Source organism: Mycolicibacter heraklionensis (assembly GCF_001021505.1).
In the GTDB taxonomy this organism is placed as follows: Bacteria; Actinomycetota; Actinomycetes; order Mycobacteriales; family Mycobacteriaceae; genus Mycobacterium; species Mycobacterium heraklionense.
Genome location: NZ_LDPO01000013.1, coordinates 44,282 through 69,618, shown reverse-complemented (window position 1 = coordinate 69,618; position 25,337 = coordinate 44,282). Strand labels below are relative to the sequence as shown.

Genomic DNA, 25,337 nt, shown 5'->3' with positions numbered 1-25,337 from the left:
TTCGTAAATCGGTGACTTACCGCGGCACGTGAAAGCCAACCAGCGCAGCCGATCCCAACTCCAGGTCCGCCCAGCTGCCGGTCACCTGGAGGACGGCGATTCCCGACGTGGGGTACTTCTCCGAGATCCGTTGGGCTACCGCCGCATCAGTGCCGGGACCGGCCAGTCCCAGTGCGACACTCGACATCGCCGGCTCGTGACCGATCACCAGCAGCGTGTCGATATCGTCGGCGACGGTGTTGATCGTCGCGATCACGGTTCCGGGCGTCGCGTCGTAGAGATCGTCGACATAGCGCACCGGTGCGTCCAGCGCGGTCCGCGCGTAGGTCTCTCGGGTGCGGGTGGCGGTCGAACACAGCACCGCATCGACGGCCGGCGCATGGGCACGCAGCCAGTCCCCGGCCAGGCCGGCCTCTCGGATCCCGCGCGAGGCCAACGGACGCTCATGGTCGGCCGCCCCGGGCGGATAGTCCGACTTGGCGTGTCGCAGCAGAATCAGGGTGCGGTGCGTGCTCACCCGCTCCAGGGTAGGGGCCGTCGCTATCGTCCGCGCTATCCGATTCGGAACCATCTCACCGTGCCGCTGCCGGTGCTGAAGTGTCGGGTGTGACGCACGAGTTTGAAGCGCGCACCGGGCTTGCGGACCTGCCGATCAAGGTCCGCGGGCTTGTCGGTGAGCGGCCATACACTCGCGATGCCCGGCCGACGGCCGGCGGAAAGGGACAGGACCGACATGCGATTCGTGCACACCGCCGATTGGCAGCTCGGCATGACCCGGCACTTTCTGGCCGGCGACGCCCAGCCGCGTTACTCGGCGGCCCGGCGCGACGCGGTGGCCGGGCTCGGGGCACTGGCGGCGGAGACGGGCGCGGAGTTCGTCGTCGTCGCCGGGGATGTGTTCGAAGACAACCAACTCGCCCCCGAGGTCATCAGCCAGTCCCTGGAGGCCATGCGCACCATCGGCATCCCGGTCTACCTGCTGCCCGGAAACCACGATCCGCTCGATGCCGCATCCGTGTACACCAGCGCGTTGTTCACCGCCGAATGCCCCGACAACGTGGTGGTGCTCGACACCGCCGGCGTGCACCGGGTGCGCCCCGGCCTCGAGATCGTCGCCGCGCCGTGGCGGTCCAAGCGCCCCACCACCGACCTGACTGCCGCCGTACTCGAGGAGCTGCCCGCCGACGGCACCATCCGGGTCCTGGTTGCCCACGGCGGCGTCGACGCGCTGGACCCAGACCCGGGCAACCCGGCGCTGATTCGGCTGGCCGGCCTGCAGGACGCGCTGTCGCGCGGGGCGATCCACTACGTCGCCTTGGGCGACAAGCACTCTCGCACCCAGGTCGGGGAGACGGGCCGCATCTGGTATTCGGGTTCGCCGGAAGTCACCAATTTCGACGACATCGAATCCGACTCCGGCCACGTGCTGGTGGTCGACATCGATGAGGCGGACGGCGCCGTAAGCGTCGATTCCCGCCATGTCGGTCGATGGCGTTTCCTGACGCTGCACCGCCAGCTCGACACCGGCCGTGACGTCACCGACCTGGACATCAACCTCGACCAGCTGCCGGACAAGGAACGCACGGTGGTCCAGCTGGCGCTGACCGGTTCGCTTAGCGTCACCGACCGGGCCGCCCTCGACGCCTGCCTGGACCGGTATTCGCGGCTGTTCGCCTGGGTGGGCACCTGGAAACGTCATACCCACCTGGTGGTGGTTCCCGCAGACGGCGAATTCTCCGACCTCGGAATCGGCGGTTTCGCCGCCGACGCGGTCGAGGAGCTGGTCGCCGCCGCCCGCGGTGGCGATACCGGCGCCGCCGACGACGCCCATGCCGCGCTGGCGCTGCTGCTGCGCCTGGTCGATCGGGGAGTGGCATGAGACTGCACCGGTTGGAGCTCACCAACTACCGCGGTGTGGCGCATCGGGAGATCGACTTCCCCGACCACGGCGTGGTGGTGGTCTCCGGCGCCAACGAGATCGGCAAGTCCTCGATGATCGAGGCGCTGGACCTGCTGCTGGAGTCCAAGGACCGCTCCGCCAAGAAGGACGTCAAACAGGTCAAGCCCACCCACGCCGACGTCGGCGCCGAGGTCACCGCCGAAATCAGCACCGGCCCTTACCGTTTCGTCTACCACAAGCGTTTCCACAAGGCGCCCCGGACGCAACTGACCATCCTGGAGCCGCGCCGCGAGCAGCTCACCGGCGACGAGGCGCACGAGCGGGTCCGCGCCATGCTGGACGAGACCATGGACACCGGCCTGTGGCAGGCCCAGCGGGTGCTGCAGGCATCGTCGACGGCGGCGGTGGACTTGTCCGGATGCGATGCGCTGTCCCGGGCGCTGGACGTCGCCGCCGGTGACACCGCCACCCTCAGCGGCACCGAGCCCGTGCTCATCGAGCGCATCGATGCCGAGTACGCGCGCTACTTCACCGCCACCGGACGTCCCACCGGGGACTGGGCCGCTGCCATCGCCGCGCTGGCCGACGCCGACGCCGAGGTAGCGCGATGCGCCGAGCTGCTCGCCGAAGTGGACGACCGAGTGCACCGGCACGCCGAGCTGTCCGAACTGTTGGCGAGGTTGACCGACGAGCAGGCCGCCGCGGACGCCCGGCACAGCGCGGCGCAGGCCGCCGGCGCGGCGATCGCGGAGTTGCGCGGTCAGCTGCGCGATGCGCAGTTGGTGGCCACCGCGGCCAAAGCCACCACCGCCGCGACCGACAGCGCCCACGCCGAGCGGCACCGGCAGCGCGGCGAACTCGAATCCCGGGCGGCCGCGATCGGCCTGCTGGACAACGAGATCGACGCCGCCGCCCAGCTGCAGGACGTCGTCGATGCCGACGCCACCGCAGCAGACGCCGCCGCGGCCGAGGCTGCGCAAGCTGTGGTCGCCGCCACCGAGCGTGCTGCATCCGCGCGTCGCGTCGTCGACCAGCTCGCCGCTCGCGACGAGGCGGACCGGCTCGCGGACCGGCTCGCCCGACTGGACACCACCGAAGGCCAGCTCGCCGAGGTGGCGGCCGAACTGGCGCAGATCATTGTGACCGAGCCGATGCTGCGCCGGATCGAACAGGCGTCGGCGGCATGCGACCGGAGCGAGGCGTCGCTGGCCGCGATCTCGGCAACATTGGAGCTGGCCGCGGTCGCCGACGTCGATCTGGTGATCGCAGGCGAACCCACCGCGCTGCCCGCGGGCCAGAGCTGGTCGGCCACCGTCGCCGACGGCCTCGAGGTCGAGGTGCCCGGCCTGCTGCGGGTGCGGGTCCGCCCGGGGGACAGCGCCCGTGAGGCCAGCGTCAAACATGCTGCGGCACAAGCCGAACTTGCCGATGCCCTGGCGGCGGGGGCCGTGGCTGATCTGGCACAGGCGCGTGAGGCCGACCAGCGGCGCCGCGAACTGGAGGGCAGCCGTGACCAATTGGCCGCCGCCCTGGCCGCGTTGCGCGGTGACGATGAGATCGAGGCGTTGCGCGCCCGGCTGACGCGACTGCGCGACGAGCACGGCGAGATCCCCGCCGGGATCACAGCGGAGCAGGCCCGCGCCGACCGTGACGAGGCCGAGGGGCTGCGGGTGCAGGCCGACGCCGACTGCGAAACCCTGCGGCGAGCCGCCCAGGAGGCTGCGGCCCGGCGCACGGAGGCCGCCACCCGGCTGACGCTGCTGCGCGACAAGGTGGCCGCGCAGCGCGTTGAGCTGGAGGCGGTCAACCAGCGTCTCGCCGCACAGCGGGCGACGGTCAGCGATGACGAGCTGGCGGCCGCCGCCGACGCCAACGCGCAGGCGTTGCGCACCGCCGAGCAGCGGGTGACCGAGTTGTCCGAACAGTTGGGCGCCGCGGCCCCCGATGCGATTGACGCCGAACTCGCGGCGGCCCAGTCCGCGGCGCAGGAACTGCGGGCCGGCCACGCCGAGACCGCCCGCGCGCTGCACGAGGTGGAGGTCGAACTCGCCGTGTTCGGCACCCAGGGCCGGCGGGGCCAGCTCGACGCCGCGCAGACCGCGCGGGAACACATTGCGGCCGAACATGATCGGATCGGGCGCCGGGCACGCGCGGCGGCGCTGCTGCGGTCCACGATGATCCGCCACCGCGACGACACCCGCCGGCGCTACGTTGAGCCGTTCCGCGCCGAGATCCAGCGGCTGGGCGCGCACGTGTTCGGCGCCGACTTCGAAGTCGACGTCGACACCGACCTGAAGATCTGCGCTCGCACCCTCGACGGTCGCACCGTGCCCTACGAGTCACTGTCCGGCGGCGCCAAAGAACAGCTGGGCATCCTGACCCGGCTGGCCGGGGCGGCGCTGGTGGCCAAGGAGGACAGCGTCCCGGTGGTGATCGACGACGCGCTCGGCTTCACCGACCCCGACCGGCTGGAGAAGATGGGTGCGGTGTTCGACGCGGTCGGTTCGCACGGCCAGGTGATCGTGTTGACCTGCAGCCCGGATCGCTACCGCAGCGTCACCGATGCCCACCGCATCGATTTGACCGCCTGAGGCCGTTGGGTTCTCCGGATCTACCGGCGGGCCGTCAGCCGTTGGTTCCGGGCGTACCGTTCGCACCCGGACCGCTGGTAGTTCCGTCACCGCCGGGGCCTCCGGGCCCCCCGGGACCGCTGTAGCCACCGGAGCCACCGGAGCCACCGATGCCACCGCTACCGCCGTAGCCGTACTTGTCCGCGATGGGGCCACCATTGCCGCCGGGGCCACCTGCGCCGCCCGACGCACCGTAGCCGGATGCCGTGCCGCCCATCCCGCCCGTGCCGCCGATACCTCCCGAGCCGCCGCCGCTGGCGTCACCGCCGGTGCCGCCGGCCCCGCCGGCCCCGCCGGTACCAGCTGAGCCGGCAGTGCCACTTCCCATTCCGCCGAGGCCGCCCATTCCGCCCCGGCCGCCGAGGCTACCGACACCGGAGGCATCGCCGCCGTCGCCGCCTGCGCCACCCAGGCCGCCGATACCGCCGATGTTGCCGTAACCCCCCTCGCTCATGCCGCCTCCACCGCCGCCACCGCCGCCGCCGGCGATGCCGCCGTTACTGGCATGACCGCCGGCGCCGCCGTCACCACCGGCGCCGCCGTGCCTGGCCGGGGTGGTATCGGTGCCGGCGGTGATGAGGTGGGCACCGCCGGTGCCGCCGTGGCCGCCGGCGCCCCCCGTCGCAGTCCCGCCGCCGCCGACGCCGCCGGTGCCCCCGTAGCCACTGATGCTGCCGACACCCCCATTGCCGCCATCGCCGCCGGCGCCGCCGATGCCGCTAGTACCGCCCATCCCGTCGATACCGCCGGTGCCACCCCAACCGCCCGCGCCGCCTTGACCACCGAGTCCGTAGGCGCCGAAAGCGCGCCCGCCCTCACCGCCGTGGCCACCCGCGCCGCCGATTCCGTTCGCGGCGTAGGCGGCACCTCCGATACCGCCACCACCGCCGGTGCCGGCCATCCCGTCGTCACCGCTGGAGGTGCCGCCGTCGCCGCCGCGCCCGCCGATGCCGCCGGTGAGGTTGCCGAGGCCACCGATGCCGCCCATGCCGCCGCCGCCGGCGTCCGATTCGGAATCTCCGCCGTCACCGCCACGCCCGCCGGCACCGCCGGTGTCGCCGTAATCACCGGCCTTACCGCCGTTGCCGCCCGCACCGCCCGTGCCCCCGAAAGCGTCGCCGCTGCCATCACCGCCCTGGCCGCCCGCGCCACCGGTGCCGCCGTTGCCGCCTTTGCCGTCGGCACCGAACAACATGCCGGCTCTGCCGCCGAGACCGCCTGCGCCGCCATTCCCGCCGCTGCCGCCGTCGCCGTGGACGTAGCGGGTCGTGCTGTCAAGGCCGGCGGCGCCGACGCCCCCGGTTCCGCCCGTGCCGCCGCGGCCGCCGTTGCTGAACAACAGCCCGCCGGTGCCGCCGGTGCCTCCCGTGCCGCCGTTGCCGCCGGCACCGCCGTTGTAGTCGGCGACACCCCCACCGCCCGTGCCACCGGTGCCACCGGTGCCGCCGTTGCCCCAGAAGAACCCGCCGTCACCGCCCCTGCCGCCATCACCGCCGTCGCCGCCGAATTGGCCGTTGCCGCCGTTGGTGCCGTTACCGCCGTTGCCGAACAGGAATGCGGCGTTGCCGCCGCTTCCCGGTGTGCCGTCGATGGGGGTGGTCGCCAGGGCAACCATGCTGGGGGAGGCGTAACCGACGTCGTGAACGACGATGCTGGCCTCGCCGTCGGCTGCGCTTCCAGCATTGCCACCGTTGCCGAACAGCCAGCCGGCATCGCCGCCGCTGCCGCCGCTGCCGAAGCCGTCACCGCCGTCGCCGAGCAGTAGCCCGCCGTTGCCGCCATCGGGATGGTCGGCGGTGCCGTCGGCGCCATTGCCGATCAGGTAGAGGCCGGTGAGGTTGTTGAGGAATCCGGCGATCTGGACGCCGGCCTCGCTGCCGATCCAGTCTTCTACACCCGTGTGCAGGGGCGTGTAGACCAGCTGCTCGAACAAGGCGTCGAGCCCCCAGGTGCTCGGATCGAACCCCGCCGTGAGGTCGGGAATGCCGATGTCGGTGCTGCTCGCCGAACCGGCTGCGGGATCGATGAAGTCGATCAGCCAATCGAATCCGTCGGCGTTGGCGGGGGGTGCCGTGGCCGGCAAGACCCCCAACGCCAAGAACGCGCCCACCGCCGTGCCCACACCGATCGCGCGGGCAGCGCGACGGTTCTTCACACCCTTGCCGGATTGCTGACGAGCGGTCATGACGAACGCCTCCCCGTAACCTGAGTTTTTCTCTGCCAGATCAAACAGACCCTTATTCGAAGCCTAGATTTTGCTGAGGCAGGATGGATACAGGGTTTTCCCTTGCATTGCTTGTATTGGGAGCGCGCTGCGGGCGTCAGTCCTTCAGGAACCCGATCACGGTGTAGTCCAGATCCGCCAGGCCCGGCGCACCGAAGTTGGCCAGCGAACTGCGCACCGCCACATTCCCGGTGGTCTGAATCAGCGGCAGGCTGAATCCCTCGGCCCACAGCAGCGTGTCGACCTCGTTGGCCCGGGCTCGCGCAACCGCGGGGTCCAAGGCCTCCAGCGTCTCCTCGATCTTGGCGTCGATGGCCGGGCTGCCGATCTTGCCGAAGTTGGCCTCGCCATAAGAGGCGGAGATCTGGTTCAGCCCGGCCAGCGGGAAAGCGTCACCGACCCAACTGAATTGGGCGATGTCGAAGTCGCCGACGTTGACGTAGTCGGTGAAGAAGCCGCCGCCGGCCTTGGCGTCCAACTGCAGCTTGACTCCGATCTGGGCCAGGTTGTGCTGGGCCACTTGGGCGAACTGCCGGGTGCTCGACGCGTCGTAGAACAGGTGGCGGATCACCAGCGGGCGACCGTCCTTCTCCCGGAACTTCCCGTGCAGCGTCCAGCCCAGCTCGTCGAGTTCGCGTGCGGCGCGCTCGGGGTCGTAGGCCACCACCGCACTGTTGTCCTGGTAGCCCTCCTGGCCGGCGACGTAGATGTGGTTGTTCAGCGGTACCGGGTCGGCGGTCAGGCCGCGCTGGGTGACCTTGGCGATGGTAGACCGGTCGACACCGCGCATCACCGCCAGCCGCAGCGCCTTGTCGGACAGAATGGCCCCGGGTGCCCCGTTGAAGGTGAAGTGGTTCCAGGCCGGGGTCGGCGCCCGCCGGATCGCGATGCCCTCGGTGCGGCGCGCGATCGTCAACTGATCCAGGGTGGCCACCCCGGTGGCGTCGATGGTGTGGTTCTGCAGCGCCGGCATCCGGGCGGCCTCGTCGAGCACCAGGTAGGTGATGGTGTCCAGCTTCGGTGTCCGGCCCCACCAGGCGGGGTTGCGGGTCAAGGTGATCCGCTGGCTGGTGCGATCCAGCGTCGACAATACGAACGGCCCGGCCGAGGGACCCGGCCTGCTCAGCTGAGCCTTGTTGAAGGTCTCCGGGTCGCCGGTCATGCTGGCCGGCAACAGCATCGAGTTGCCCGCGAACATGCCCCGCCACTCCGCGTAGGGCTTGGCGAAGCGCATCACGGCCTGCCGGTCATTAATGCCGCGGGTCACCGAGGCGACACGCTCAGCGCCGTTGGTGGTCGCGATCGCGTAGCCGCTGTCGGCGCCGCTGGTGGCGTGGATCTGGCTGGCGATGTCTTTCCAGGTGAGCGGTGTCCCGTCGCTCCACACCGCTTTCGGGTTGATGGTGTAGGTGACCACCTGGGGGTTGGTGCCGGTCAGCTCCACGCTGGTGAAGTAGTCGGTGTCCACCGTCGCAGAGCCGTCCGGTCCGATGATGAATGCCCGCGGCATGGTGGCCTTGAGCATGGCGGCGTTCTCGGCCAGGTTGCCGTCGATGTGCAGCGGGTTGAAGTTCGGCGGGAACTGCGTCATGGCCAGCCGCAGGTTGCCGCCGTCGCGCAGTTTCGCCGGGTCCTGCGGGTTGATGTCGCTGGCGGTCCCGACCGCGGCGGTGCCCTCCGGCGCGGTGATATCGACGGCCGCGCACCCGCTCAGCACCAGGCCGGCAGCTAATACGGTGGCCACCACCCCGTTGACTCTGCGTCCAGGGCGGCCTCTTCTCGCACAACGTCGCCGTGAGCGCAGAGTCAACGTCATAGTCATAAGTGCGGCACCGCGGCCAGCAGCCGCCGGGTGTAGTCGTGTTGCGGATTGCCGAAGACCTGCTCCGCCTCGCCCTGTTCGACGATCGCCCCGGCGAACATCACCGCGACCCGGTGAGCCAGGTGTTTGACCACCGAAAGGTCATGCGACACAAACAGGTAGGACAGTCCGAGTTGCTGCTGCAGATCCAGCAGCAGGTTGATGATGCCGGCCTGAATCGACACATCGAGTGCGGACACCGGCTCATCGAGTGCGAGGATCTTCGGCTGCAACGCCAGCGCCCGGGCGATGCCGATCCGCTGCTTCTGCCCGCCGGAGAACTCCGAGGGGTAGCGCAGCGCGTCACCGCGGCGCAGCCCCACCAGCTCCAGGAGTTCGGCGACGCGGGCGTGGATGGCGGCTTTGTCGGAGCCGTTGGCGCGCAAGGGTTCTGCGAGCAGTTCGAAGACCGGCAGTCTTGGATCCAGCGAAGCGACCGGATCCTGGAACACCACTTGCAGATCACGCCGCAGGGCGCGACGGCCGTCCCGCTTCAACGCCGCCACATCGGTGCCCAGCACTTCGATCGACCCGGACTGCGGCGCGGCCAGCTCCAGGATCTGGTGCAAGGTGGTGGATTTGCCGGAGCCGGACTCGCCGACGATTCCCAGGGTGCGGCCCTGCTGCAACTCGAAGCTCACGCCGTCCACGGCGCGCACCTCACCGGCCCGTCGGCGCAGTACGCCCTTGGTCAGGGGGTAGGTCTTGTCCAGGTCGCGGACCCGCAGCACGGTGGGGGACTCCGCCGCGACGGCGGCGGCCACCTCGGTGCGCACGCCGTAGATGTCGGCGGCGCTACGCCCGATGACCTGGTCGGTGTGAATGCATGCCGCCCAATGGTTCTCCCCGACGCTCAGCAGCTCCGGTTCAGCGACCAGGCAGTCGTCGGAGGCCAACGGGCAGCGCGGGGCGAAGGGACAGCCCGCATCGACCCCGGTCGTCAAGGACGGTGGCGCGCCCGGGATCGGCACCAACCGGGTGCCCTGCGGAGCGTCCAGACGGGGCACCGAACCCAACAGGCCCACCGTGTAGGGCATCCGCCGGTCGGAGTACAAGACCTGCACCGGTGCGGCCTCGACCACCCGGCCGGCGTACATCACCAGTGCGCGGTCGGCGAATTCGGCGACCACCCCGAGGTCGTGGGTGATGATCAGCACCCCGGCGCCGGTCACGTCACGCGCGGTCTTGAGGACTTCAAGGATCTGGGCTTGCACGGTGACGTCGAGCGCGGTGGTGGGCTCGTCGCAGATGAGCAGGTCTGGGTCGCAGGCGATCGCGATGGCGATCACCACCCGTTGCCGCTCCCCGCCGGACAGCTCGTGCGGAAACGCCCTTGCCCGCTGCTCGGGCCGGTTGATCCCGACCAGCTCCAGCAGCTCGACCGCACGTCGCCGCGCGGCGGCGCGGCCCACCCGGGGCTGATGCACCTCGATGGCCTCGGCGATCTGATCGCCCACGGTGTACACCGGCGTCAGCGCCGACATCGGGTCCTGGAACACCATCCCGATCGAGGCGCCGCGGAACTTCGACATCGCGGTGTCGCCCAGCCCGATCAGCTGCGTGCCCTGCAGCCGTACCGAACCGGACACCTGCGCATGCTCGGGCAGCAGTCCCATCACGGCCATCGCGGCCGCGGATTTCCCCGAGCCCGATTCGCCGACCATCGCCACCACTTCGCCGGCATCGACGTGATAGCTGACGCCGCGCACCGCACGCACCGCATCGGGGCCGTCGCCGAACGTCACCGCCAGGTCGGATACTTCCAGCAGGGTGCTCATCGGCGGCCCCGCAGCGTCGCGGCATCGGGATCCAGGGCGTCGCGCAGACCGTCGCCGGCGAGGTTGGCGCAGACCAGGATCGTGATCAACACCCCGGCCGGGAACAGGAAGACCCACGGGAAGGTGATGGCCGAGGCGGTGCCGTCGGCGATCAGGGTGCCCAGCGAGACGTCGGGCGGTTGGATGCCGAAACCCAGGTAGCTCAAACCGGTTTCGGCCAGGATCGCCACCGCGACGTTGAGTGCGGTGTCGATGATCAGAATGGAGGCCACGTTGGGCACCACGTGGTCGATGATGATGCGTCGGCTGGAGACGCCCATATAGCGTGCGGCCCGGATGAATTCGCGTTCCCGCAGGCTCATGGTCAGCCCGCGCACCATGCGGGCGCTGATCATCCAGCTGAACCCGGCCAGCAACAGCACCAGCAGGGCGATGTTGCCGCTGTTCTTGGTGCGCGGGGTGATGATGGCGATCAGGATGAAGGCCGGCACCACCAGCAGCAGGTCGACCAGCCACATCAGCACCCGGTCGCGCCAGCCGCCGAAATACCCCGAGATCGCCCCGACGGTCGCGGCGATCACCGTGGAGATCAACGCGACGCACACCCCGATCAGCATCGACTTCTGCATGCCGCGCAGGATCTGCGCCAGCAGATCCTGGCCCAAAGCGTTGGTGCCCAACCAGTGTCGAGCGCCCGGCGGAACCAGCAGCGCGTCGTAGTCCAGGTCGGTGTAGGAGTAGGGCAGCAGGCCCGGCAGCGTGTAGCAGCCGACGAACATCACCGCCAGCAGCGCCAGCGCGCCGACCGCGCTGCGGCTGCGCAGGAACCGGCGCAGCACCAGGGTGCGCCGCGAGGCGAACTCGACCTCGGTCATGACACCCGCACTCGCGGGTCGAGCATCGCGTAGATGACGTCGGAGAGCAGCCCGGCCAGCAGCACCACCGCACCGGAGAACACCGTGATGGCCGCGACGATATTGGTGTCCTGGGTCGCCACGCCCTGCACCACCCATTCGCCCATGCCGTGCCAGCCGAAGATCTTCTCGACGAACACCGCGCCGGTCACCAGGCCGGCCACCCCGTAGGCGAACAGCGTCGCCATCGGGATCAGCGCGGTGCGCAGCCCGTGTTTGAACAGCGCGCGCCGCCGCGTCAGTCCCTTGGCCCGTGCGGTGCGGATGAAGTCCTGGCCGAGCACGTCGAGCATCGCGTTGCGCTGGTAGCGGCTGAAGCTGGCGGCCGCGCCCAGCGCCAGGGTCAGCGACGGCAGCACCAGGTGTTGCAGCCGATCGGCCAGCCCGGGCCAGAAGCCGGTGACCAGCCCGGGGGAGGTCTCGCCGGTGTAGTCGAACAGTTGGGCGCCCAGCGCCCAGTTCACCCGCAGCGCGCTGAGGATCACCAGGTTGGCCAGCACGAAGGTCGGCACCGAGAGCACCAGCAGCGCCGCCATGGTGATGACCCGGTCGGAGAGCCGGTACTGGCGCACCGCCCCCCACGCGCCGGCCACCACGCCGATCGCGGTGCCGGCCAGCGAACCGACGACCAGCAGGCGCAGGCTGACCCCGACGCGCCGGCCCAGTTCCCCCGAGACCGGCTGGCCGGTGACCGTGACGCCGAAGTCGCCGCGCACTGCGTGGCTGGCCCAGTGCGCATAACGCAGCGGAATCGGCTTGTCCAGGCCCAGTTCGGCGGCCTTGGCGTCGATCACGGCCTGCGGCGGACGCGGGTTGCGCTGCATGAGGCTGTCCAGCGGCGCGAAGGCCAACGACGTCAGGCAGAACGTCAGAAACGAGGCGAGGCCCAGCAGCACCAGGTAGTTCAGCGCCCGGCCGGCCAGAAACCGCGTCATGGCCAAAAGGGTAGAGGTCGCCCCTGCGACTGCGCTGGGTGCCTCATTCCCGCGAGCGCGCGTGTCTGCACGCGACACCCCGACGAAATCTGTACATCTACGCACGCTCGCGGCGGGTCAGGTGTGGTCCGCGGACGATTTTTTTGAGTGATTTTTACCCGTGAAATCCCGCGGTTCCTTCACTAGGCTCCGCTGCACCGCGACAGAGGGAGAACACCTGTGACCGTCACCGATGACTACTTGGCCAACAATGCGGAGTACGCCAAGACCTTCAAGGGCCCGCTGCCCATGCCGCCGAGCAAGCACGTCGCGATCGTCGCCTGCATGGACGCGCGCCTCGACGTCTACCGCGTGCTGGGGCTCAACGAGGGCGAGGCGCACAGCATCCGCAACGCCGGCGGCGTGATCTCCGACGACGCGATTCGCTCGCTGGCGATCAGTCAGCGACTGTTGGGCACCCGCGAGATCATCCTGATCCACCACACCGACTGCGGGATGCTCACCTTCACCGACGACGACTTCAAGCGCTCGATCCTGGAGGAGACCGGCATCCGCCCGACGTGGTCGGCCGAGGCGTTCCCGGACCCGGTCGAGGACGTCCGTCAGTCGCTGCGGCGCGTCAAGGCCAGCCCGTTCATCACCCAGACCACGTCGCTGCGCGGGTTCGTCTTCGACGTCGCCACCGGCAAGCTCAACGAGGTCACGCTGTAGGCGGCGCCCCTCGCTGCTGTTCTTCCCGGGCTCCCTACGAGGGGGAGGGCGCCCCGCTGCTGACGAGGGTGCGCAGATGTACGCCATTGACGGCGTGTTGACGTACAGACGCGCACCCTCGCGCAAGGAGAGCTCGCGCAAGGAGAGCTCGCGCAAGGAGAGCTCGCGCAAGGAGAAGGCAGATCACATTGACAGCAACACAGCGCGGCTGGTTGCATAGCCGACTATAACCAACAAATATGGTAAGTCTCACCAAGATTATCGGGTATCCCTGGCAAGGAAGTCATGACCAGTAACGTCACCGCGCCCCCCGAGGCCACCACGGCCGGGCACTATCAGCTCACGCATCTGCGCACCCTGGAGGCCGAGGCCATCCACATCATCCGGGAGGTGGCGGCGGAGTTCGAGCGTCCGGTGCTGCTGTTCTCCGGCGGCAAGGACTCCATCGTCATGCTGCATCTGGCCGTCAAGGCGTTCGCCCCGGGCCGGCTGCCGTTCCCGGTGATGCACGTCGACACCGGCCACAACTTCGAAGAGGTCATCGCCACCCGCGACGAGCTGGTCGCGGCGACCGGGGTCCGGCTGGTGGTCGCGTCGGTGCAAGACGACATCGACGCCGGCCGGGTGGTCGACGACGGGCCGTCGCGCAACCCGTTGCAGACCGTCACCCTGCTGCGGGCGATCCGTGAGAACAAGTTCGACGCCGCGTTCGGCGGTGCCCGCCGTGACGAGGAGAAGGCCCGCGCCAAGGAGCGGGTGTTCAGCTTCCGCGACGAGTTCGGCCAGTGGGACCCCAAGGCGCAACGGCCCGAGCTGTGGAACCTCTACAACGGACGGCATCGGGCCGGCGAACACATTCGGGCGTTCCCACTGTCGAACTGGACCGAGTTCGACATCTGGTCCTACATCGGCGCCGAGGAAATCGCCTTGCCGTCAATCTATTTCGCGCACCAGCGCAAGGTGTTCCGCCGTGACGGCATGCTGCTGGCCGACCACGAGTACCTGCGTCCGGTCGACGGCGAAGAGGTGTTCGAGACCTCGGTCCGGTTCCGCACCGTCGGCGACGTCACCTGCACCGGCTGCGTGGAGTCCACGGCGGTCACCGTCGAAGAGGTGATCGATGAGACCGCGGTGTCACGGCTGACCGAGCGCGGGGCGACTCGCGCCGACGACCGGATCTCCGAAGCAGGCATGGAAGACCGCAAGAGGCAGGGGTATTTCTGATGGGCGCCGCAACCACACTGCTTCGAATCGCCACAGCCGGATCGGTCGATGACGGCAAGTCCACGCTGATCGGACGGCTGCTGTTCGACTCCAAGGCCGTCATGGAGGACCAGCTGGCCTCCGTTGAGCGCACCTCCCGGGAACGCGGCAACGACTACACCGACCTGGCCCTAGTCACCGACGGGCTGCGCGCCGAGCGCGAGCAGGGCATCACCATCGATGTCGCCTACCGCTATTTCGCAACGCCCAAGCGGAAATTCATCATCGCCGACACCCCGGGGCACATCCAGTACACCCGCAACATGGTGACCGGCGCCTCGACCGCTCAGCTGGCGATCGTGCTGGTCGACGCGCGGCACGGACTGCAGGAGCAGTCCCGCCGGCACACCTTCCTGGCGTCGCTGTTGGGGATCCGCCACATCGTGCTGGCCGTCAACAAGATGGACCTGATCGACTGGGACGCCGAGAAATTCGAGGCGATCCGCGACGACTTCCATTCGTTCGCCACCCGCCTGGACGTTCATGACGTGACGACCATCCCGATCTCGGCGCTGCTCGGCGACAACGTGGTGACCAAGTCCGACAAGACTCCCTACTACGACGGTCCCGCGCTACTGTCGCATCTGGAAGAGGTCTACATCGCCGGCGACCGCAACCTGGTCGACGTGCGGTTCCCGGTGCAGTACGTGATCCGCCCGCAGACCCACGAACACGCCGATCACCGCAGCTACGCCGGCACCGTGGCCAGCGGTGTGATGCGTCCCGGCGACGACGTCGTGGTGCTGCCGTCGGGCAAGCCGAGCCGGATCGCCACGATCGAGGGCCCCAACGGCGCAGTGGCTGAAGCATTTCCGCCGATGGCGGTCTCGGTGAGCCTGGCCGACGACATCGACATCTCCCGCGGCGACATGATCGTCCGCACCAACAACCAGCCACGCGTGGTCCAGGACTTCGACGCCACCGTGTGTTGGATGGCCGACGGTGCGACGCTGCAGCCGGGCAACGACTACATCATCAAGCACACCACCCGGACCACCCGGGTGAAGGTGATGGCCCTGGACTACCGCCTCGATGTCAACACCTTGCACCGTGACAAGGACGCAGACACATTGAAGCTCAACGAGCTCGGCCGAGTCTCGCTGCGCGCCCAGGTCCCGCTGATGCTCGACGAATTCACCCGTAACGACGCCACCGGGTCGTTCATCCTGATCGACCACGCCACCAACGGAACTGTGGCGGCCGGCATGGTGTTGCGCGATCTGTCGCCGCGCGTCGCGAGCCCCAACACGGTGCGGCACGAGTCGCTGGTCACCGCGACGGACCGGCTGTCCAAGGGTCGAACCGTGTGGCTGACCGGCCTTTCCGGCGCGGGCAAGTCGTCGGTGGCGATGCGCGTCGAACAGCTGTTGCTCGAACGCGGCACCCCCGCTTACGTTCTCGACGGCGACAACCTGCGGCACGGCCTCAACGCCGACCTGGGTTTCTCGATGGCTGACCGCGCCGAAAACCTGCGCCGGCTGGCGCATGTGGCCACGCTGCTGGCCGACTCCGGCCAGATCGTGCTGGTGCCGGCGATCAGCCCGCTGATCGAGCATCGTCAGATGGCCCGCCAGGTGCACACCGACGCCGGGTTCGACTTCGTCGAGGTGTTCTGCGACACCTCGCTGGAGGAGTGCGAGCAGCGTGACCCCAAGGGGCTGTACGCGAAGGCGCGCGCGGGCCTGATCACCCACTTCACCGGTATCGACAGCCCGTATCAGCGGCCGCGGAATCCCGACGTGCGGTTGAGCTCGCAGAACAGCATCGACGAGCAGGCCCGCCAGGTCATCGCAGCGATCGACGCCCGCAAGTGAACGATCACCAGCTGGCCGCCCACCTCGCCGCCGAGGCGGGCCGGCTGCTGCTGCGCGTCCGCGAGGAGCTGGCCGATGCCAGCGAGGCGGACCGTAAAGCGGCCGGCGACAAGCGTTCGCACGACTTCCTGATGGCCGCGCTGGCGAGTGAACGGCCCGACGACGCGGTGCTGTCCGAGGAGGGCGCCGACAACTCGGTCCGGCTCAGTGCCGAGCGGGTGTGGATCGTCGACCCGCTGGACGGCACCCGGGAGTTCAGCGAACTCGGCCGCGATGACTGGGCCGTGCACGTGGCGCTGTGGGAGTCCGGCGATCTGAGCGCCGGGGCGGTGGCCCTGCCCGCGCGGGGCACCACGCTGGCCACCCCGTCGGTTTCCGCGCCGCCCGCCTACACCGGCGCGCCCCGCATCGCGGTGTCGCGCAGCCGTCCGCCCGCGCTCGCCGAAGCGGTTCGCGAGCGACTGGACGGCGTGCTGGTGCCGATGGGCTCGGCGGGGGTGAAGGTCGCCTCCGTCGTGCAGGGCACCGCGGATGTCTACGTGCACGCCGGCGGCCAGTACGAGTGGGACTCGGCTGCCCCGGTGGCGGTGGCTCGGGCCGCGGGCCTGCACACCTCGCGCATCGACGGCTCTGCGCTGGCCTACAACCGGCCGGATCCGTTGCTGCCCGACCTGGTGGTGTGCCGCCCCGAATACGCGCAAGCGGTGCTCGCAGCAATCGGTTGAGCCGCCAGATGGAAGAATGCTCGCAATGCGCATGTCGGCCAAGGCGGAGTACGCGGTGCGAGCGATGGTCCAACTGGCCACCGCCGAGCCCGGCGCCCTGGTCAAGACCGACGAGATAGCGGCCGCACAGGGCATTCCGGCGCAGTTCCTGGTCGACATCCTGTCCGATCTGCGCACCGACCGGCTGGTGCGCAGCCAGCGCGGCCGCGACGGCGGCTACGAGCTGGCCCGGGCGGCCACCGCGATCAGCGTCGCCGACGTGTTGCGCTGCATCGACGGCCCGTTGGCCAGTGTGCGTGACATCGGCATGGGCGATCTGCCCTACGCCGGCCCGACCGCGGCGTTGACCGACGTGTGGCGGGCATTGCGGGCCAGCATGCGCTCCGTGCTCGAACAGACCAGCCTGGCCGACGTGGCGTCGGGCGAGCTGCCCGCGCACGTCGCCGAACTCGCCGCCGACTACCGCACCCAGGAGCGCCAGCGCGGCCATTCGCCGGGCTGATTCGGTTATGCGCCGGGTTGATGCGGCGGTCCAGCTTCGGCTCTCCTGCGTCGAGCCTCGCTAACCGCCGGTCCCGTACGGCCGGGTGAGGATCTCCAGGTAGTGGCCGTCGGGATCACGGAAATACACCCCGCGCCCACCGTCGTTGTGGTTGATCTCGCCCGGGCGTTCACCCCGCGGATCTGCCCAGTGCGCCAGCCCGCGCCCGGAGATCTTGGCGTAGATCGCGTCGAAGTCGGACTCGGAGACCAGAAACGCATAGTGCTGCGGCCGGATCTCCTCGCCGGCGGGAACGTCGGCGTAGTCGAGGCTGGCCTGGTGGTCGAGGGCGACGACGTGGAAGTGGCCGAACGGTTGTGGCGCAGGCAGACCGAACAGTTCGGCCAGAAACGCCGCCGAGGCCTGTTTGTCGTGTGCGGCCACGATCGTGTGGTTGAAAGAAATGCTCATTCCTTCAAGTGTCGGCCGCGCACGCCGCCCGTGCCACAATCGCGGTCATGCAGGTGGGAATGACCATGCCGGTGATGGAGTCCGACCTGGACGCAACACTGCTGCGGGACTGGGCGCGCGCCGTCGACGACGGGCCGTTCTCGTCGTTGTGTTGGGGTGAGCGGATCGCCTTCACCAACCCCGACAGCCTGACCCTGCTGGGTGCGCTGTCGGCATGGACCGAGCGGGTGCGTCTGGTGACCACGGTGATCGTTCCGCAACTGCACGACCCCGTCATGCTTGCCAAAGCGCTGGCCACTGCGGACCTGCTCAGCCAGGGCCGACTCACCGTCGGGCTGGGCGTCGGCGGCCGGGTCGAGGACTACCGCGCGGTCGGAGCCGATCAGGCCACGCAGACCATGGGCGAGATGGCCGCGGCGGTGGCGATCATGCGGCGGGTCTGGGCGGGGGAGAAGCTCACCGAGTCGGTGCTGCCGGTCGGGCCGGCGCCGACGCAGCCCGGCGGGCCGCCGCTGGTGGTCGGGACCACCGGCCCCAAGACATTGCGCAGCGCGGCGACCTGGGCCGAAGGCCTGGCCGGCATCACCTTGGATCTCGACGTCGCCAAACAGAACGAGCTGTTCGACGTCGCCCGCGACGCCTGGCGGCAGGCGGGCCGGGCCCAGCCGTATCTGGCGACCTCGTTCTGGTTCGCGTTGGGTGACCGCGACGAAGCTCGCGACCGGGTGCGCCGGCACCTGCTGCGCTACATGAACTGGATTCCCGCCGAGTACGTGGAGGCGATGGCGCCGACGACGGGCTGGGCCGGCAGTGAGGACGAGTTGGCCGAGGTGCTGCGCCAGTTTGCGGCGGTGGGCACCGACGAGGTCCATCTGATCCCGACCAGCTCCGACCTGGGCCAATTGCGCAGCGTGTCCGACGTGGTCGCCGAGGTCAACCGGGCCGGCTGAGCGGACAATCCGCGGGTTGCGACACCGTCACGGAAGCGTCTCTATCGTTCTCCGGAGGTCACAGAAGTCCCAGAAATCACTATCGTCACAGTGGTGTGAGGCCCGGGAGCGGGTCCGGGGAAAGGTGTGACATGTCGGCGACGCGTCGAATCGTCTCGGCGGCAATGGTGCCGGCCGTCGTACTTGGGCTGGTTGCCGCCACCGAGTTCGCGCCGCCGGCGACGGCGGCGACCTGCAACGCCCCCGAAGCCAACATCGACCCGCCGCCGGGCTCACCGACCACCGGAGCCGGGCAGCTGCCGACCGGGCGTCGGCCCCGCGGCACCAATGATCAAGCGCCGCTGCCCAAACTGGGACCGCTGATCGCTGCGCTGATCAACCCCAACGGCACCATCAAGCAGCAGGCCGCGGTAGTGCCGCCGGCCCCGTATCCCGGTGGCCAAGCCGTGCCGAACGTCGCCCAACCGGTCCAGCCCGTTCCGAATGCCGGTGCAGATCAGGGAAGCTCGACCGAAGACGCCGCAGGAGCCATCGCCGGAGCCCAGACCTCGCTGGTGGAGTGGGTGACCGGGCCCAACAGCCCCAACCAAACCCTGCAACGCTTCGGCATCTCCGGTACCGACCTCGGAATCCCATGGGACAACGGAGATCCCGCCAACCGTCAGATACTCATGGCGTTCGGCGACACCTTCGGCTACTGCCGCATCCAGGGCAAACAGTGGCGGCACAACGTGCTGCTGCGCAGCCAGGACAACAACCTGGCCGACGGCATCACCGTGAGTCCCGGAGCGGTCGGCAACAAGTACTCGGGTTCGCCGCTGCGGCAAGCGAATTTCTCCAAGCAGATCCTGCCCGCCGTGCAACTGGCGCCAGCCCAGGAGAGCATGATCCCCACCGCCGCCATCGGGATCGCCGGCAACCAGTACATGAACTTCATGTCGGTCAAGCAGTGGGGCCGTGACGGCGAATGGTCCACCAACTACTCGGCGATCGCGGTCTCCAACGACAACGGGGAAACCTGGGGCGTCTATCCGGGGACAGTGCGTTCGACGTCGCAGGAGAACGTGCCCCGGGCGCGCTTCGTCCCCGGTAACGAGAAGTTCCAGCAGGGTGCGTTCCTACGCGGTAACGACGGCTACCTGTACTCCTATGGAACCCCCGCGGGTCGCGCCGGTTCGGCGTACCTGTCGCGGGTGCCCGAGCGCACCATTCCCGACCTCACGACCTACCAGTACTGGAATGGGGACAGCGGATCTTGGGTGCCGAGCAACCCGGCGGCGGCCACGCCGGTGATCCCCGGCCCGGTCGGTGAGATGTCGGTGCAGTACAACACCTACCTGCGGCAGTATCTGGCGCTCTACGGCAACGGCGGCAATGACGTGGTGGCCCGCACCGCTCCCACTCCGCAGGGGCCGTGGAGCGCCGAACAGACGCTGATCCCCACCGGCCAGATTCCCGGCGGCATCTACGCGCCCTACGTGCACCCCTGGTCGACGGGCAAGGACGTGTACTTCACGCTGTCGCTGTGGAACGCCTACGACGTGATGCTGATGCACACTGTGTTGGGATAGCCGCTCTCGCGTCTCAATTCCGTGACGCCACGACCCGCTCGGCTACCGCCAACGCCAACGCCATGATGGAAACCTGCGGGTTGACCTCGGGGCAGCTGGGCAAGATGGAGGCATCGGCGACCCAAACGCCATCGACACCGCGTAATCGTCCGTGCTCATCGACCGGGCAGAGTTGCTCATCGCTTCCGGCGGCAGCGGTACCGGTGGGGTGGAAAGCGGCCAGATGAAGGCGTCTGGGATCGGACCTGCGCAGGACGTCACTCAACTCGTCCATCGAGGACACCGTGGGCGCCGAGGGAAGGCCGGTCAGGACCTCTCGGGCTCCGGCGGCAAACAGCACGCGCCCCATCGCCTCGATCGCGATCACCAGCCTGGCCAGATCCCGATCGGTGATGGCGTAGCGCAGCAGGGTCGGTCCCCGCGCCGACCGGACGACCCGCCCGACGCCCTCATCGGCAACCATGGCGCCCACCGACGCGACATGGTGTGCGCGGTCGAGCCAGCCCAGGAGATCACGGCCATAACCGGGAAATACCATCGAACCCATTCCGGGTGGGGTCGCGGTTGCCTCGATCAATACGCCTTGCGAATGGTGCAGTTCCTCGACGGCAGCGCTTTGCAGCACCCCGTGCCAGGCGTACACCTCCTCGTCGAAACGGCCGGCCAGTGGGACCGACGGATGCAGGGCGAGGTTGCGGCCGAGTCGGGGATGTCTGCCTAGGCGACTGCGCCACAGCAGCTTAGGTGTTTCTGTGGCGCCGCTTGCGACCACCACCGTCGGCGCGATCACGTCGAAGGTGGAGCCGTCGGGCCGCAGCGCCCGCACCCCGCGGGTACGTCCACGAGCATGCAGCACCCGGGTCACGCGCGCGTGCGAAATGATGTGGGCGCCGGCGTCGCACGCCTGCGGCAGCGCGTTGAGATGGACCCCGAACTTCGCGTTGCGCGGGCAACCGAGGGCGCACTGGCAGCAGCCACCGCAGCCAGGTGCGTTGCGGGTGATCGGCCCGGCGCGCCAGCCGAGCGCCCGCGCGCCTTCAAGCAGCAGAGAACCATTGCGGCCCATGATGTCCGAGGGAACCGGACCGATCTGCAGCGTGGTTTCAACGTCGTCAAGCAGCCGCGTCAGCAGATCCGGGTCGGCAAGAGCCAGCCCGTAATGATCCCGCCATCGCTTTTGCACTGCCTCCGGTGGGCGATAACAGGTACCCGAATTCACCACGGTGGTGCCGCCGACCGCACGGCCGATGGGCAGCACAACCGGCGGGCGACCGAGCGCAATCGTTGCGCCCCCGCCGCGGTAGAGGCCGGCGTAGCGGTCCATCGGGTGTGTGCTGCGGAATTCGTCGGCGGTCCAGCGCCGGCCCTCCTCCAGCACCACCGTGTCCAAGCCCGCGCGAGCCAACGTGCGCGCCACCATCGCTCCGCCGGCGCCCGATCCGACGACTACGGCGTCGGCCCGTACCACCGCGGCGGCTTCGGTGGAGGTGCTGATGGAAAGCGTTGCGTCGGGACGCACCACGGCGGTCTGCTGCGCCTGCGCGAGCAATTCGTCGGCGTAGCTGTCGGCGCCATTGGCCAGCAACACAACCGCTTTGAGACCGTCCACCGCCGTCTCTGTGGTTGCGCCCAGACCCGCGATGCGGCGCAGTACTTTGGCCCGCGCCTCCGCCGCGAGGTGGCGTGAGGTGTGTCCGGTACCGAGGTAGCTTGCTGCCGCCACCGACAGCAGTCCGGCGCGCACCGCCACCCGGGTTGAGGCCGGCAGTTGGCGGACATACCGGTCGATCCGTGTCACCAGGACAGCGGGTGGGGGACCGCCGTATTCCTCCGGCAACAGGGCAGAGCCGAACGACGCGGCAGCGTGGTCAGCGAGTTTCACGAGACGGGGGTCAGCGCGCGAGGGGGGCGGCGTCGACCGAGACGCCGGCCCAGTTTGAGGAACAGCGGATAGGTCGCGAAGAGCGCCGCCGCGATCGCGTGCTCGCGCCACCCGGACGAATCGGTGCGAAGCCGCAGAATCCCGCTGTTCCACATGAAATCTCGGCCGTCTCGGGCGCGGAAGGGCCGCCACATGATGCCGAGTCCGGGCACATTGTGGTAGAGCCCGAAAGACGCCCCGAAGAAGGTGCCCAGCACAGCGGCCTCGGCGAAATCGCGCCGCTCTTCGTCGAGTTCGCGCTCGATCAAGATGCCGGCGGCGACCAACATCGGCGGATCCAGCAGGAAGCTCATCCGTGCATCCTTTCGTTGACGGTCGGCGCCGCGTCTCCTCGAACGCCGATCTCGGCATGGCCGGTGCCCGGCAGTGACCACCTGCGATCGACGGTGCGGGCGCCGCGCCGACGGTGGCTGATCTCGATCTGGATGTCGGCCTGCTCGGTGTTGGTGCACACCACGGTGGCGCCGTCGGGGTCCTGATAACGCAGACTGACGCATCGGTCGGCCGGCTGGTCAACACGAATTCGTATCGTGCGCTTGCCGATTCGTCCCTCCAGCTGCCAACGCGGAAGATCGAGCACGGTGCGTACCCGCACGGCCGGCAGGGTGCTGCCCGGCCAGTCCCGGCCATCGGTGCGCAACCGGATGAACGCCACGGGCCGCAGTGCGCACAGGCCCGGTCGCCGCGACACCGCGGTGACGACTTCGAGTGCGTCCTGCCCGCCGAGATCGGCATGGATCCAGCCCCACCGCTCCGCGTTGCCGTGACCGTAGATGTGCGACACCGCGCCGCGCCATCCATTGATCTGGTGGGGAGTTCCGTTCACCGACAGCGTTCCCCGAAATTCTGCGGTCGGCGCCAGTACCACCTGAGCGCCGGGCAGTAGCTCGCGCTCCCAGACGAACCGTGGGAAGGTCCACAGTGGCGATCCGGGATCTGTCCAGCGCAGGTCCCAGTCCATCGCACCGGCGCACCCGACAAGGGACCCGGGAGCGACTCGGCCGCCCGCGCCGCGGTACCAGCTGCCGTCGTCGTGACTGGGCCCGATGGGCTCGGGGCCGAACCGCTGAGTGTGTGGTTCGGCCCCGGCTGGGAACCACGTGATCCACCCGTGGCCGAATGGCGAGTCGCCGTCGGCGGGTGCCACCACCTCGTGATGGATCCATAGGCCGGCGTGGCTCACCGGATCGGACAGGGTCGCGTACCACACCTCGAGGCGACCAGGCTGTCCGCGCCATCGGGCGGCGGCTGCCGATTCCAGTTCGTGGGGCGTCATCTTGCGTACTATATTGGTTGAGCCAATGGACCAGTCAAGCCCAATTCCGCAACCGCAGCGTCAGCGCCTCGATGAGCAGATCGCGACGTCGATCATCGAGGCGATCGTCGACGGTGCTTTTCCGCCGGGTTCGGTACTACCGCCCGAACGTGACCTGGCCGAACAACTCGGCGTGAACCGGACGTCGCTGCGTCAGGCGCTGGCCCGGCTGCAGCACATGGGGCTGATCGAAGCCCGCCAGGGCAGCGGCAACCTGGTGCGCGAGCCCGCGGCCCTGACAGATCCGGCAATCGTCGAGGTGCTGCTGCGCAAACTGGGGCCCGATTTCCTCGCTGAGCTGCTTGAAATTCGAGAGGCGCTCGGCCTGCTGATCGGCGACCTGGCCGTCAGCCGCGGTACGCCCGAGGATCTCGCTGCCCTGCACCCGACGCTGGAGTTTGTGCGGGCAGCAGATACCCCTGAAGCTCTGCAGGCAGCAGAGCTCGCCTTCTTCGCGGTGCTCATCCATGCGACACACAATCGCGCCCTGGCCTTGATGTTCGGTTGGGTTCAGCAAGGTTTCGGCGGGCGCTCGCACGAGCTCACCGCGGCGTTCGACGACCCCACGGCCGTACGGTCCGCTCTGGCGGCGATCGCTGAGGCCGCCGCATCCCGAGATGCGGCAGAGACCGCCGTCGCGATGCGGGCGCATCTGCAGGCCAGCGGCCACCGCATGCTGGCGGCGGCACGTCAGAGCGGTGCTGGCTGACCGGGCCGCGAATCGGTATCAGTCGTCGAGCACCGCGCGCAACGCCGCACCCACCTCGGTGATCACGCCGGGGGTGTTGCCGGGGATGTTGATGGTCACCCCGCCGACACCGGCGTCGAGCACCTTGGACTTGACCTGCTCGGCGATCGCTTCGGGGCTGCCGGCCACCGCCCGCTGAGCAATCTGGGCGGGAATCTGATCGGCGGTGAGGTTCTCGCCGGCCAGTGCCGTGAGCAGCATGGTGGTTTCCAGGGTCGCCGGGTCACGGCCGACCTCGTCGCAGCTGCGCCGGATCGCGTCCACCTTGCCGGGCAGCTCGTCGAAGCCGGTGATGAGGTTGAGGTGGTCGAAGTGGCGGGCCGCCAGCGGGATCGTCTTCTTCTCGCCGCTGCCGCCGATCAGCAGCGGAATATGGTCGCGGAATCGGGGCTCGGCCATGGCCTCCCGGGTGCGGTACCACTTGCCTTCGAAGGTCGGCCGCTCACCCTTGACCATCGGCAGGATGATCTGCAGCGCCTCATCGAGCCGGTTGAACCGGTCGGTGAACGTGCCGAACTCGTAGCCCAACTGGTCGTGTTCGAGCTCGAACCACCCGGTGCCGATACCCAGGACGGCACGCCCGGAGCTGACCACATCGAGGGTGGTGATGATCTTGGCCAGCAGGGCCGGGTTGCGGTAGGTGTTGCCGGTGACCAGCGCGCCCAGCTGGACCCGTTCGGTCGCGGTCGCCAGCGCACCCAGGGTCGTATACGCCTCGAGCATCGGCTGATCGGGGGAGCCCAGCATGGGCAGTTGGTAGAAGTGGTCCATCACGAACACGGCGTCGAATCCGCCGGCCTCGGCCTCGCGGGCCTGCTCGATGACCGTGGGAAACAACTTCGAAATGCCGGTGCCGTAAGAGAAGTCGGGAATCTGGAAGCCAAGGCGAATCGTCACTTGATCGACCCTAGGGGTCAGAACCGCGTCCCGGGGTGATTTGCGCTGTGCGCGAAGAAGCCTGGCTCTCGTTGCCAGCTGGCGCACAGGGGAACCCAAGCCGGCGGGCTCCAATTACAAGGGATTTCCCTGATGCGCACGGCACGGACGGACGCATAGCTTTTTTCAGGATCAGCGGTTTCGTCGAAGTGCCCCGACGGTGGGGTT

General features: G+C 69.0%; 21 protein-coding genes. 10 read left to right on the top strand and 11 right to left on the bottom strand.

The features are described from left to right. Nucleotides 1-16: 16 nt before the first annotated feature. Nucleotides 17-517, bottom strand: coding sequence for a SixA phosphatase family protein (locus ABW16_RS15510; RefSeq protein ID WP_047320082.1), 501 nt, complete (start codon nucleotides 515-517; stop codon nucleotides 17-19). 216 nt (nucleotides 518-733) lie between these two features. On the opposite strand from ABW16_RS15510, the gene ABW16_RS15500 reads away from it, so the two are divergent. Continuing rightward, nucleotides 734-1,879 carry a metallophosphoesterase family protein gene (locus ABW16_RS15500; protein ID WP_047320080.1) on the top strand — a complete coding sequence of 382 codons (1,146 nt, stop codon included), beginning with the start codon at nucleotides 734-736 and terminating at the stop codon, nucleotides 1,877-1,879. Then, the gene (locus ABW16_RS15495) at nucleotides 1,876-4,491 is read left to right on the top strand and encodes an AAA family ATPase (protein ID WP_047320079.1); all 2,616 of its coding nucleotides are present in this window, start codon (nucleotides 1,876-1,878) and stop codon (nucleotides 4,489-4,491) included. Before ABW16_RS15500 ends, ABW16_RS15495 begins: the two co-directional genes overlap by 4 nt. Nucleotides 4,492-4,525: 34 nt before the next feature. On the opposite strand, the gene ABW16_RS27790 is transcribed toward ABW16_RS15495, so the two are convergent. From ABW16_RS27790 to ABW16_RS15470, 5 genes are all read right to left on the bottom strand, one after another. Continuing rightward, the gene (locus ABW16_RS27790) at nucleotides 4,526-6,715 is read right to left on the bottom strand and encodes a hypothetical protein (protein WP_052956936.1); all 2,190 of its coding nucleotides are present in this window, start codon (nucleotides 6,713-6,715) and stop codon (nucleotides 4,526-4,528) included. Between the two features lie 136 nt (nucleotides 6,716-6,851). Continuing rightward, complete coding sequence (locus tag ABW16_RS15485; RefSeq protein ID WP_233424785.1) at nucleotides 6,852-8,570, bottom strand: ABC transporter family substrate-binding protein; 1,719 nt, start codon at nucleotides 8,568-8,570, stop codon at nucleotides 6,852-6,854. A gap of 2 nt (nucleotides 8,571-8,572) precedes the next feature. Beyond that, nucleotides 8,573-10,393 carry a dipeptide ABC transporter ATP-binding protein gene (locus tag ABW16_RS15480; RefSeq protein ID WP_047320077.1) on the bottom strand — a complete coding sequence of 607 codons (1,821 nt, stop codon included), beginning with the start codon at nucleotides 10,391-10,393 and terminating at the stop codon, nucleotides 8,573-8,575. Then, a complete protein-coding gene (locus ABW16_RS15475; protein ID WP_047320076.1) occupies nucleotides 10,390-11,268 on the bottom strand; it encodes an ABC transporter permease in 879 nt (292 codons plus the stop codon). Before ABW16_RS15475 ends, ABW16_RS15480 begins: the two co-directional genes overlap by 4 nt. Beyond that, complete coding sequence (locus tag ABW16_RS15470; RefSeq protein ID WP_047320075.1) at nucleotides 11,265-12,242, bottom strand: ABC transporter permease; 978 nt, start codon at nucleotides 12,240-12,242, stop codon at nucleotides 11,265-11,267. The genes ABW16_RS15475 and ABW16_RS15470 overlap by 4 nt, the downstream gene beginning before the upstream one ends. 219 nt (nucleotides 12,243-12,461) lie before the next feature. Here ABW16_RS15470 and ABW16_RS15465 point away from each other — a divergent pair, with 219 nt between their 5' ends. The 5 genes from ABW16_RS15465 (at nucleotide 12,462) to ABW16_RS15445 (ending at nucleotide 17,257) form a co-directional block, all read left to right on the top strand. Beyond that, entirely contained in the window at nucleotides 12,462-12,953 is a 492-nt protein-coding gene (locus ABW16_RS15465; protein ID WP_047320074.1) for a beta-class carbonic anhydrase, read from the top strand. 285 nt (nucleotides 12,954-13,238) lie between these two features. Continuing rightward, a complete protein-coding gene (cysD, locus tag ABW16_RS15460) occupies nucleotides 13,239-14,177 on the top strand; it encodes a sulfate adenylyltransferase subunit CysD (RefSeq protein WP_047320073.1) in 939 nt (312 codons plus the stop codon). Beyond that, nucleotides 14,177-16,030, top strand: coding sequence for an adenylyl-sulfate kinase (cysC, locus tag ABW16_RS15455; protein WP_047320072.1), 1,854 nt, complete (start codon nucleotides 14,177-14,179; stop codon nucleotides 16,028-16,030). Before cysD ends, cysC begins: the two co-directional genes overlap by 1 nt. Continuing rightward, entirely contained in the window at nucleotides 16,027-16,755 is a 729-nt protein-coding gene (locus tag ABW16_RS15450; protein WP_047320071.1) for a 3'(2'),5'-bisphosphate nucleotidase CysQ, read from the top strand. Before cysC ends, ABW16_RS15450 begins: the two co-directional genes overlap by 4 nt. A 25-nt stretch (nucleotides 16,756-16,780) precedes the next feature. Further along, complete coding sequence (locus ABW16_RS15445; RefSeq protein WP_047320070.1) at nucleotides 16,781-17,257, top strand: Rrf2 family transcriptional regulator; 477 nt, start codon at nucleotides 16,781-16,783, stop codon at nucleotides 17,255-17,257. Between the two features lie 60 nt (nucleotides 17,258-17,317). Here the strand turns inward: ABW16_RS15445 and ABW16_RS15440 are convergent, their stop codons facing one another. Continuing rightward, nucleotides 17,318-17,707: a VOC family protein gene (locus ABW16_RS15440; RefSeq protein WP_047320069.1), complete on the bottom strand. Its 390-nt coding sequence runs from the start codon at nucleotides 17,705-17,707 to the stop codon at nucleotides 17,318-17,320. Nucleotides 17,708-17,766: 59 nt separating this feature from the next. Here ABW16_RS15440 and ABW16_RS15435 point away from each other — a divergent pair, with 59 nt between their 5' ends. Together ABW16_RS15435 and ABW16_RS15430 are read left to right on the top strand one after the other, a co-directional pair. Beyond that, nucleotides 17,767-18,657 carry an LLM class flavin-dependent oxidoreductase gene (locus tag ABW16_RS15435; RefSeq protein ID WP_047320148.1) on the top strand — a complete coding sequence of 297 codons (891 nt, stop codon included), beginning with the start codon at nucleotides 17,767-17,769 and terminating at the stop codon, nucleotides 18,655-18,657. Between the two features lie 131 nt (nucleotides 18,658-18,788). Continuing rightward, entirely contained in the window at nucleotides 18,789-20,228 is a 1,440-nt protein-coding gene (locus ABW16_RS15430; RefSeq protein ID WP_047320068.1) for a DUF4185 domain-containing protein, read from the top strand. Nucleotides 20,229-20,241: 13 nt separating this feature from the next. On the opposite strand, the gene ABW16_RS15425 is transcribed toward ABW16_RS15430, so the two are convergent. The 3 genes from ABW16_RS15425 to ABW16_RS15415 are packed head-to-tail and all read right to left on the bottom strand — an operon-like array spanning nucleotide 20,242 to nucleotide 23,446. Further along, nucleotides 20,242-22,110, bottom strand: a complete 1,869-nt coding sequence (locus tag ABW16_RS15425; RefSeq protein ID WP_047320067.1) for a GMC family oxidoreductase — start codon at nucleotides 22,108-22,110, stop codon at nucleotides 20,242-20,244. Next, nucleotides 22,107-22,463 (bottom strand): hypothetical protein, encoded by a 357-nt coding sequence (locus ABW16_RS15420; RefSeq protein ID WP_047320066.1) that lies wholly within the window; start codon nucleotides 22,461-22,463, stop codon nucleotides 22,107-22,109. Before ABW16_RS15420 ends, ABW16_RS15425 begins: the two co-directional genes overlap by 4 nt. Beyond that, entirely contained in the window at nucleotides 22,460-23,446 is a 987-nt protein-coding gene (locus tag ABW16_RS15415) for a hypothetical protein (RefSeq protein WP_047320065.1), read from the bottom strand. The genes ABW16_RS15420 and ABW16_RS15415 overlap by 4 nt, the downstream gene beginning before the upstream one ends. Nucleotides 23,447-23,471: 25 nt before the next feature. On the opposite strand from ABW16_RS15415, the gene ABW16_RS15410 reads away from it, so the two are divergent. Then, nucleotides 23,472-24,194: a FadR/GntR family transcriptional regulator gene (locus tag ABW16_RS15410; protein ID WP_047320064.1), complete on the top strand. Its 723-nt coding sequence runs from the start codon at nucleotides 23,472-23,474 to the stop codon at nucleotides 24,192-24,194. Nucleotides 24,195-24,212: 18 nt separating this feature from the next. Here the strand turns inward: ABW16_RS15410 and ABW16_RS15405 are convergent, their stop codons facing one another. After that, a complete protein-coding gene (locus tag ABW16_RS15405; protein WP_047320063.1) occupies nucleotides 24,213-25,130 on the bottom strand; it encodes an LLM class F420-dependent oxidoreductase in 918 nt (305 codons plus the stop codon). Nucleotides 25,131-25,337: the final 207 nt, after the last annotated feature.

What these genes read in the sequence shown, in the direction of transcription:
- ABW16_RS15470 (WP_047320075.1), bottom strand. Translation starts at nt 12,242, where the DNA reads ATGACGCGGTTTCTGGCCGGCCGGGCGCTGAACTACCTGGTGCTGCTG.
- ABW16_RS15485 (WP_233424785.1), bottom strand. Translation starts at nt 8,570, where the DNA reads ATGACGTTGACTCTGCGCTCACGGCGACGTTGTGCGAGAAGAGGCCGC.
- cysD (WP_047320073.1), top strand. Translation starts at nt 13,239, where the DNA reads ATGACCAGTAACGTCACCGCGCCCCCCGAGGCCACCACGGCCGGGCAC.
- ABW16_RS15410 (WP_047320064.1), top strand. Translation starts at nt 23,472, where the DNA reads ATGGACCAGTCAAGCCCAATTCCGCAACCGCAGCGTCAGCGCCTCGAT.
- ABW16_RS15415 (WP_047320065.1), bottom strand. Translation starts at nt 23,446, where the DNA reads ATGACGCCCCACGAACTGGAATCGGCAGCCGCCGCCCGATGGCGCGGA.
- ABW16_RS15445 (WP_047320070.1), top strand. Translation starts at nt 16,781, where the DNA reads ATGCGCATGTCGGCCAAGGCGGAGTACGCGGTGCGAGCGATGGTCCAA.
- ABW16_RS15430 (WP_047320068.1), top strand. Translation starts at nt 18,789, where the DNA reads ATGTCGGCGACGCGTCGAATCGTCTCGGCGGCAATGGTGCCGGCCGTC.
- ABW16_RS15495 (WP_047320079.1), top strand. Translation starts at nt 1,876, where the DNA reads ATGAGACTGCACCGGTTGGAGCTCACCAACTACCGCGGTGTGGCGCAT.
- ABW16_RS27790 (WP_052956936.1), bottom strand. Translation starts at nt 6,715, where the DNA reads ATGACCGCTCGTCAGCAATCCGGCAAGGGTGTGAAGAACCGTCGCGCT.
- cysC (WP_047320072.1), top strand. Translation starts at nt 14,177, where the DNA reads ATGGGCGCCGCAACCACACTGCTTCGAATCGCCACAGCCGGATCGGTC.
- ABW16_RS15480 (WP_047320077.1), bottom strand. Translation starts at nt 10,393, where the DNA reads ATGAGCACCCTGCTGGAAGTATCCGACCTGGCGGTGACGTTCGGCGAC.
- ABW16_RS15420 (WP_047320066.1), bottom strand. Translation starts at nt 22,463, where the DNA reads ATGAGCTTCCTGCTGGATCCGCCGATGTTGGTCGCCGCCGGCATCTTG.
- ABW16_RS15475 (WP_047320076.1), bottom strand. Translation starts at nt 11,268, where the DNA reads ATGACCGAGGTCGAGTTCGCCTCGCGGCGCACCCTGGTGCTGCGCCGG.
- ABW16_RS15500 (WP_047320080.1), top strand. Translation starts at nt 734, where the DNA reads ATGCGATTCGTGCACACCGCCGATTGGCAGCTCGGCATGACCCGGCAC.
- ABW16_RS15435 (WP_047320148.1), top strand. Translation starts at nt 17,767, where the DNA reads ATGACCATGCCGGTGATGGAGTCCGACCTGGACGCAACACTGCTGCGG.
- ABW16_RS15440 (WP_047320069.1), bottom strand. Translation starts at nt 17,707, where the DNA reads ATGAGCATTTCTTTCAACCACACGATCGTGGCCGCACACGACAAACAG.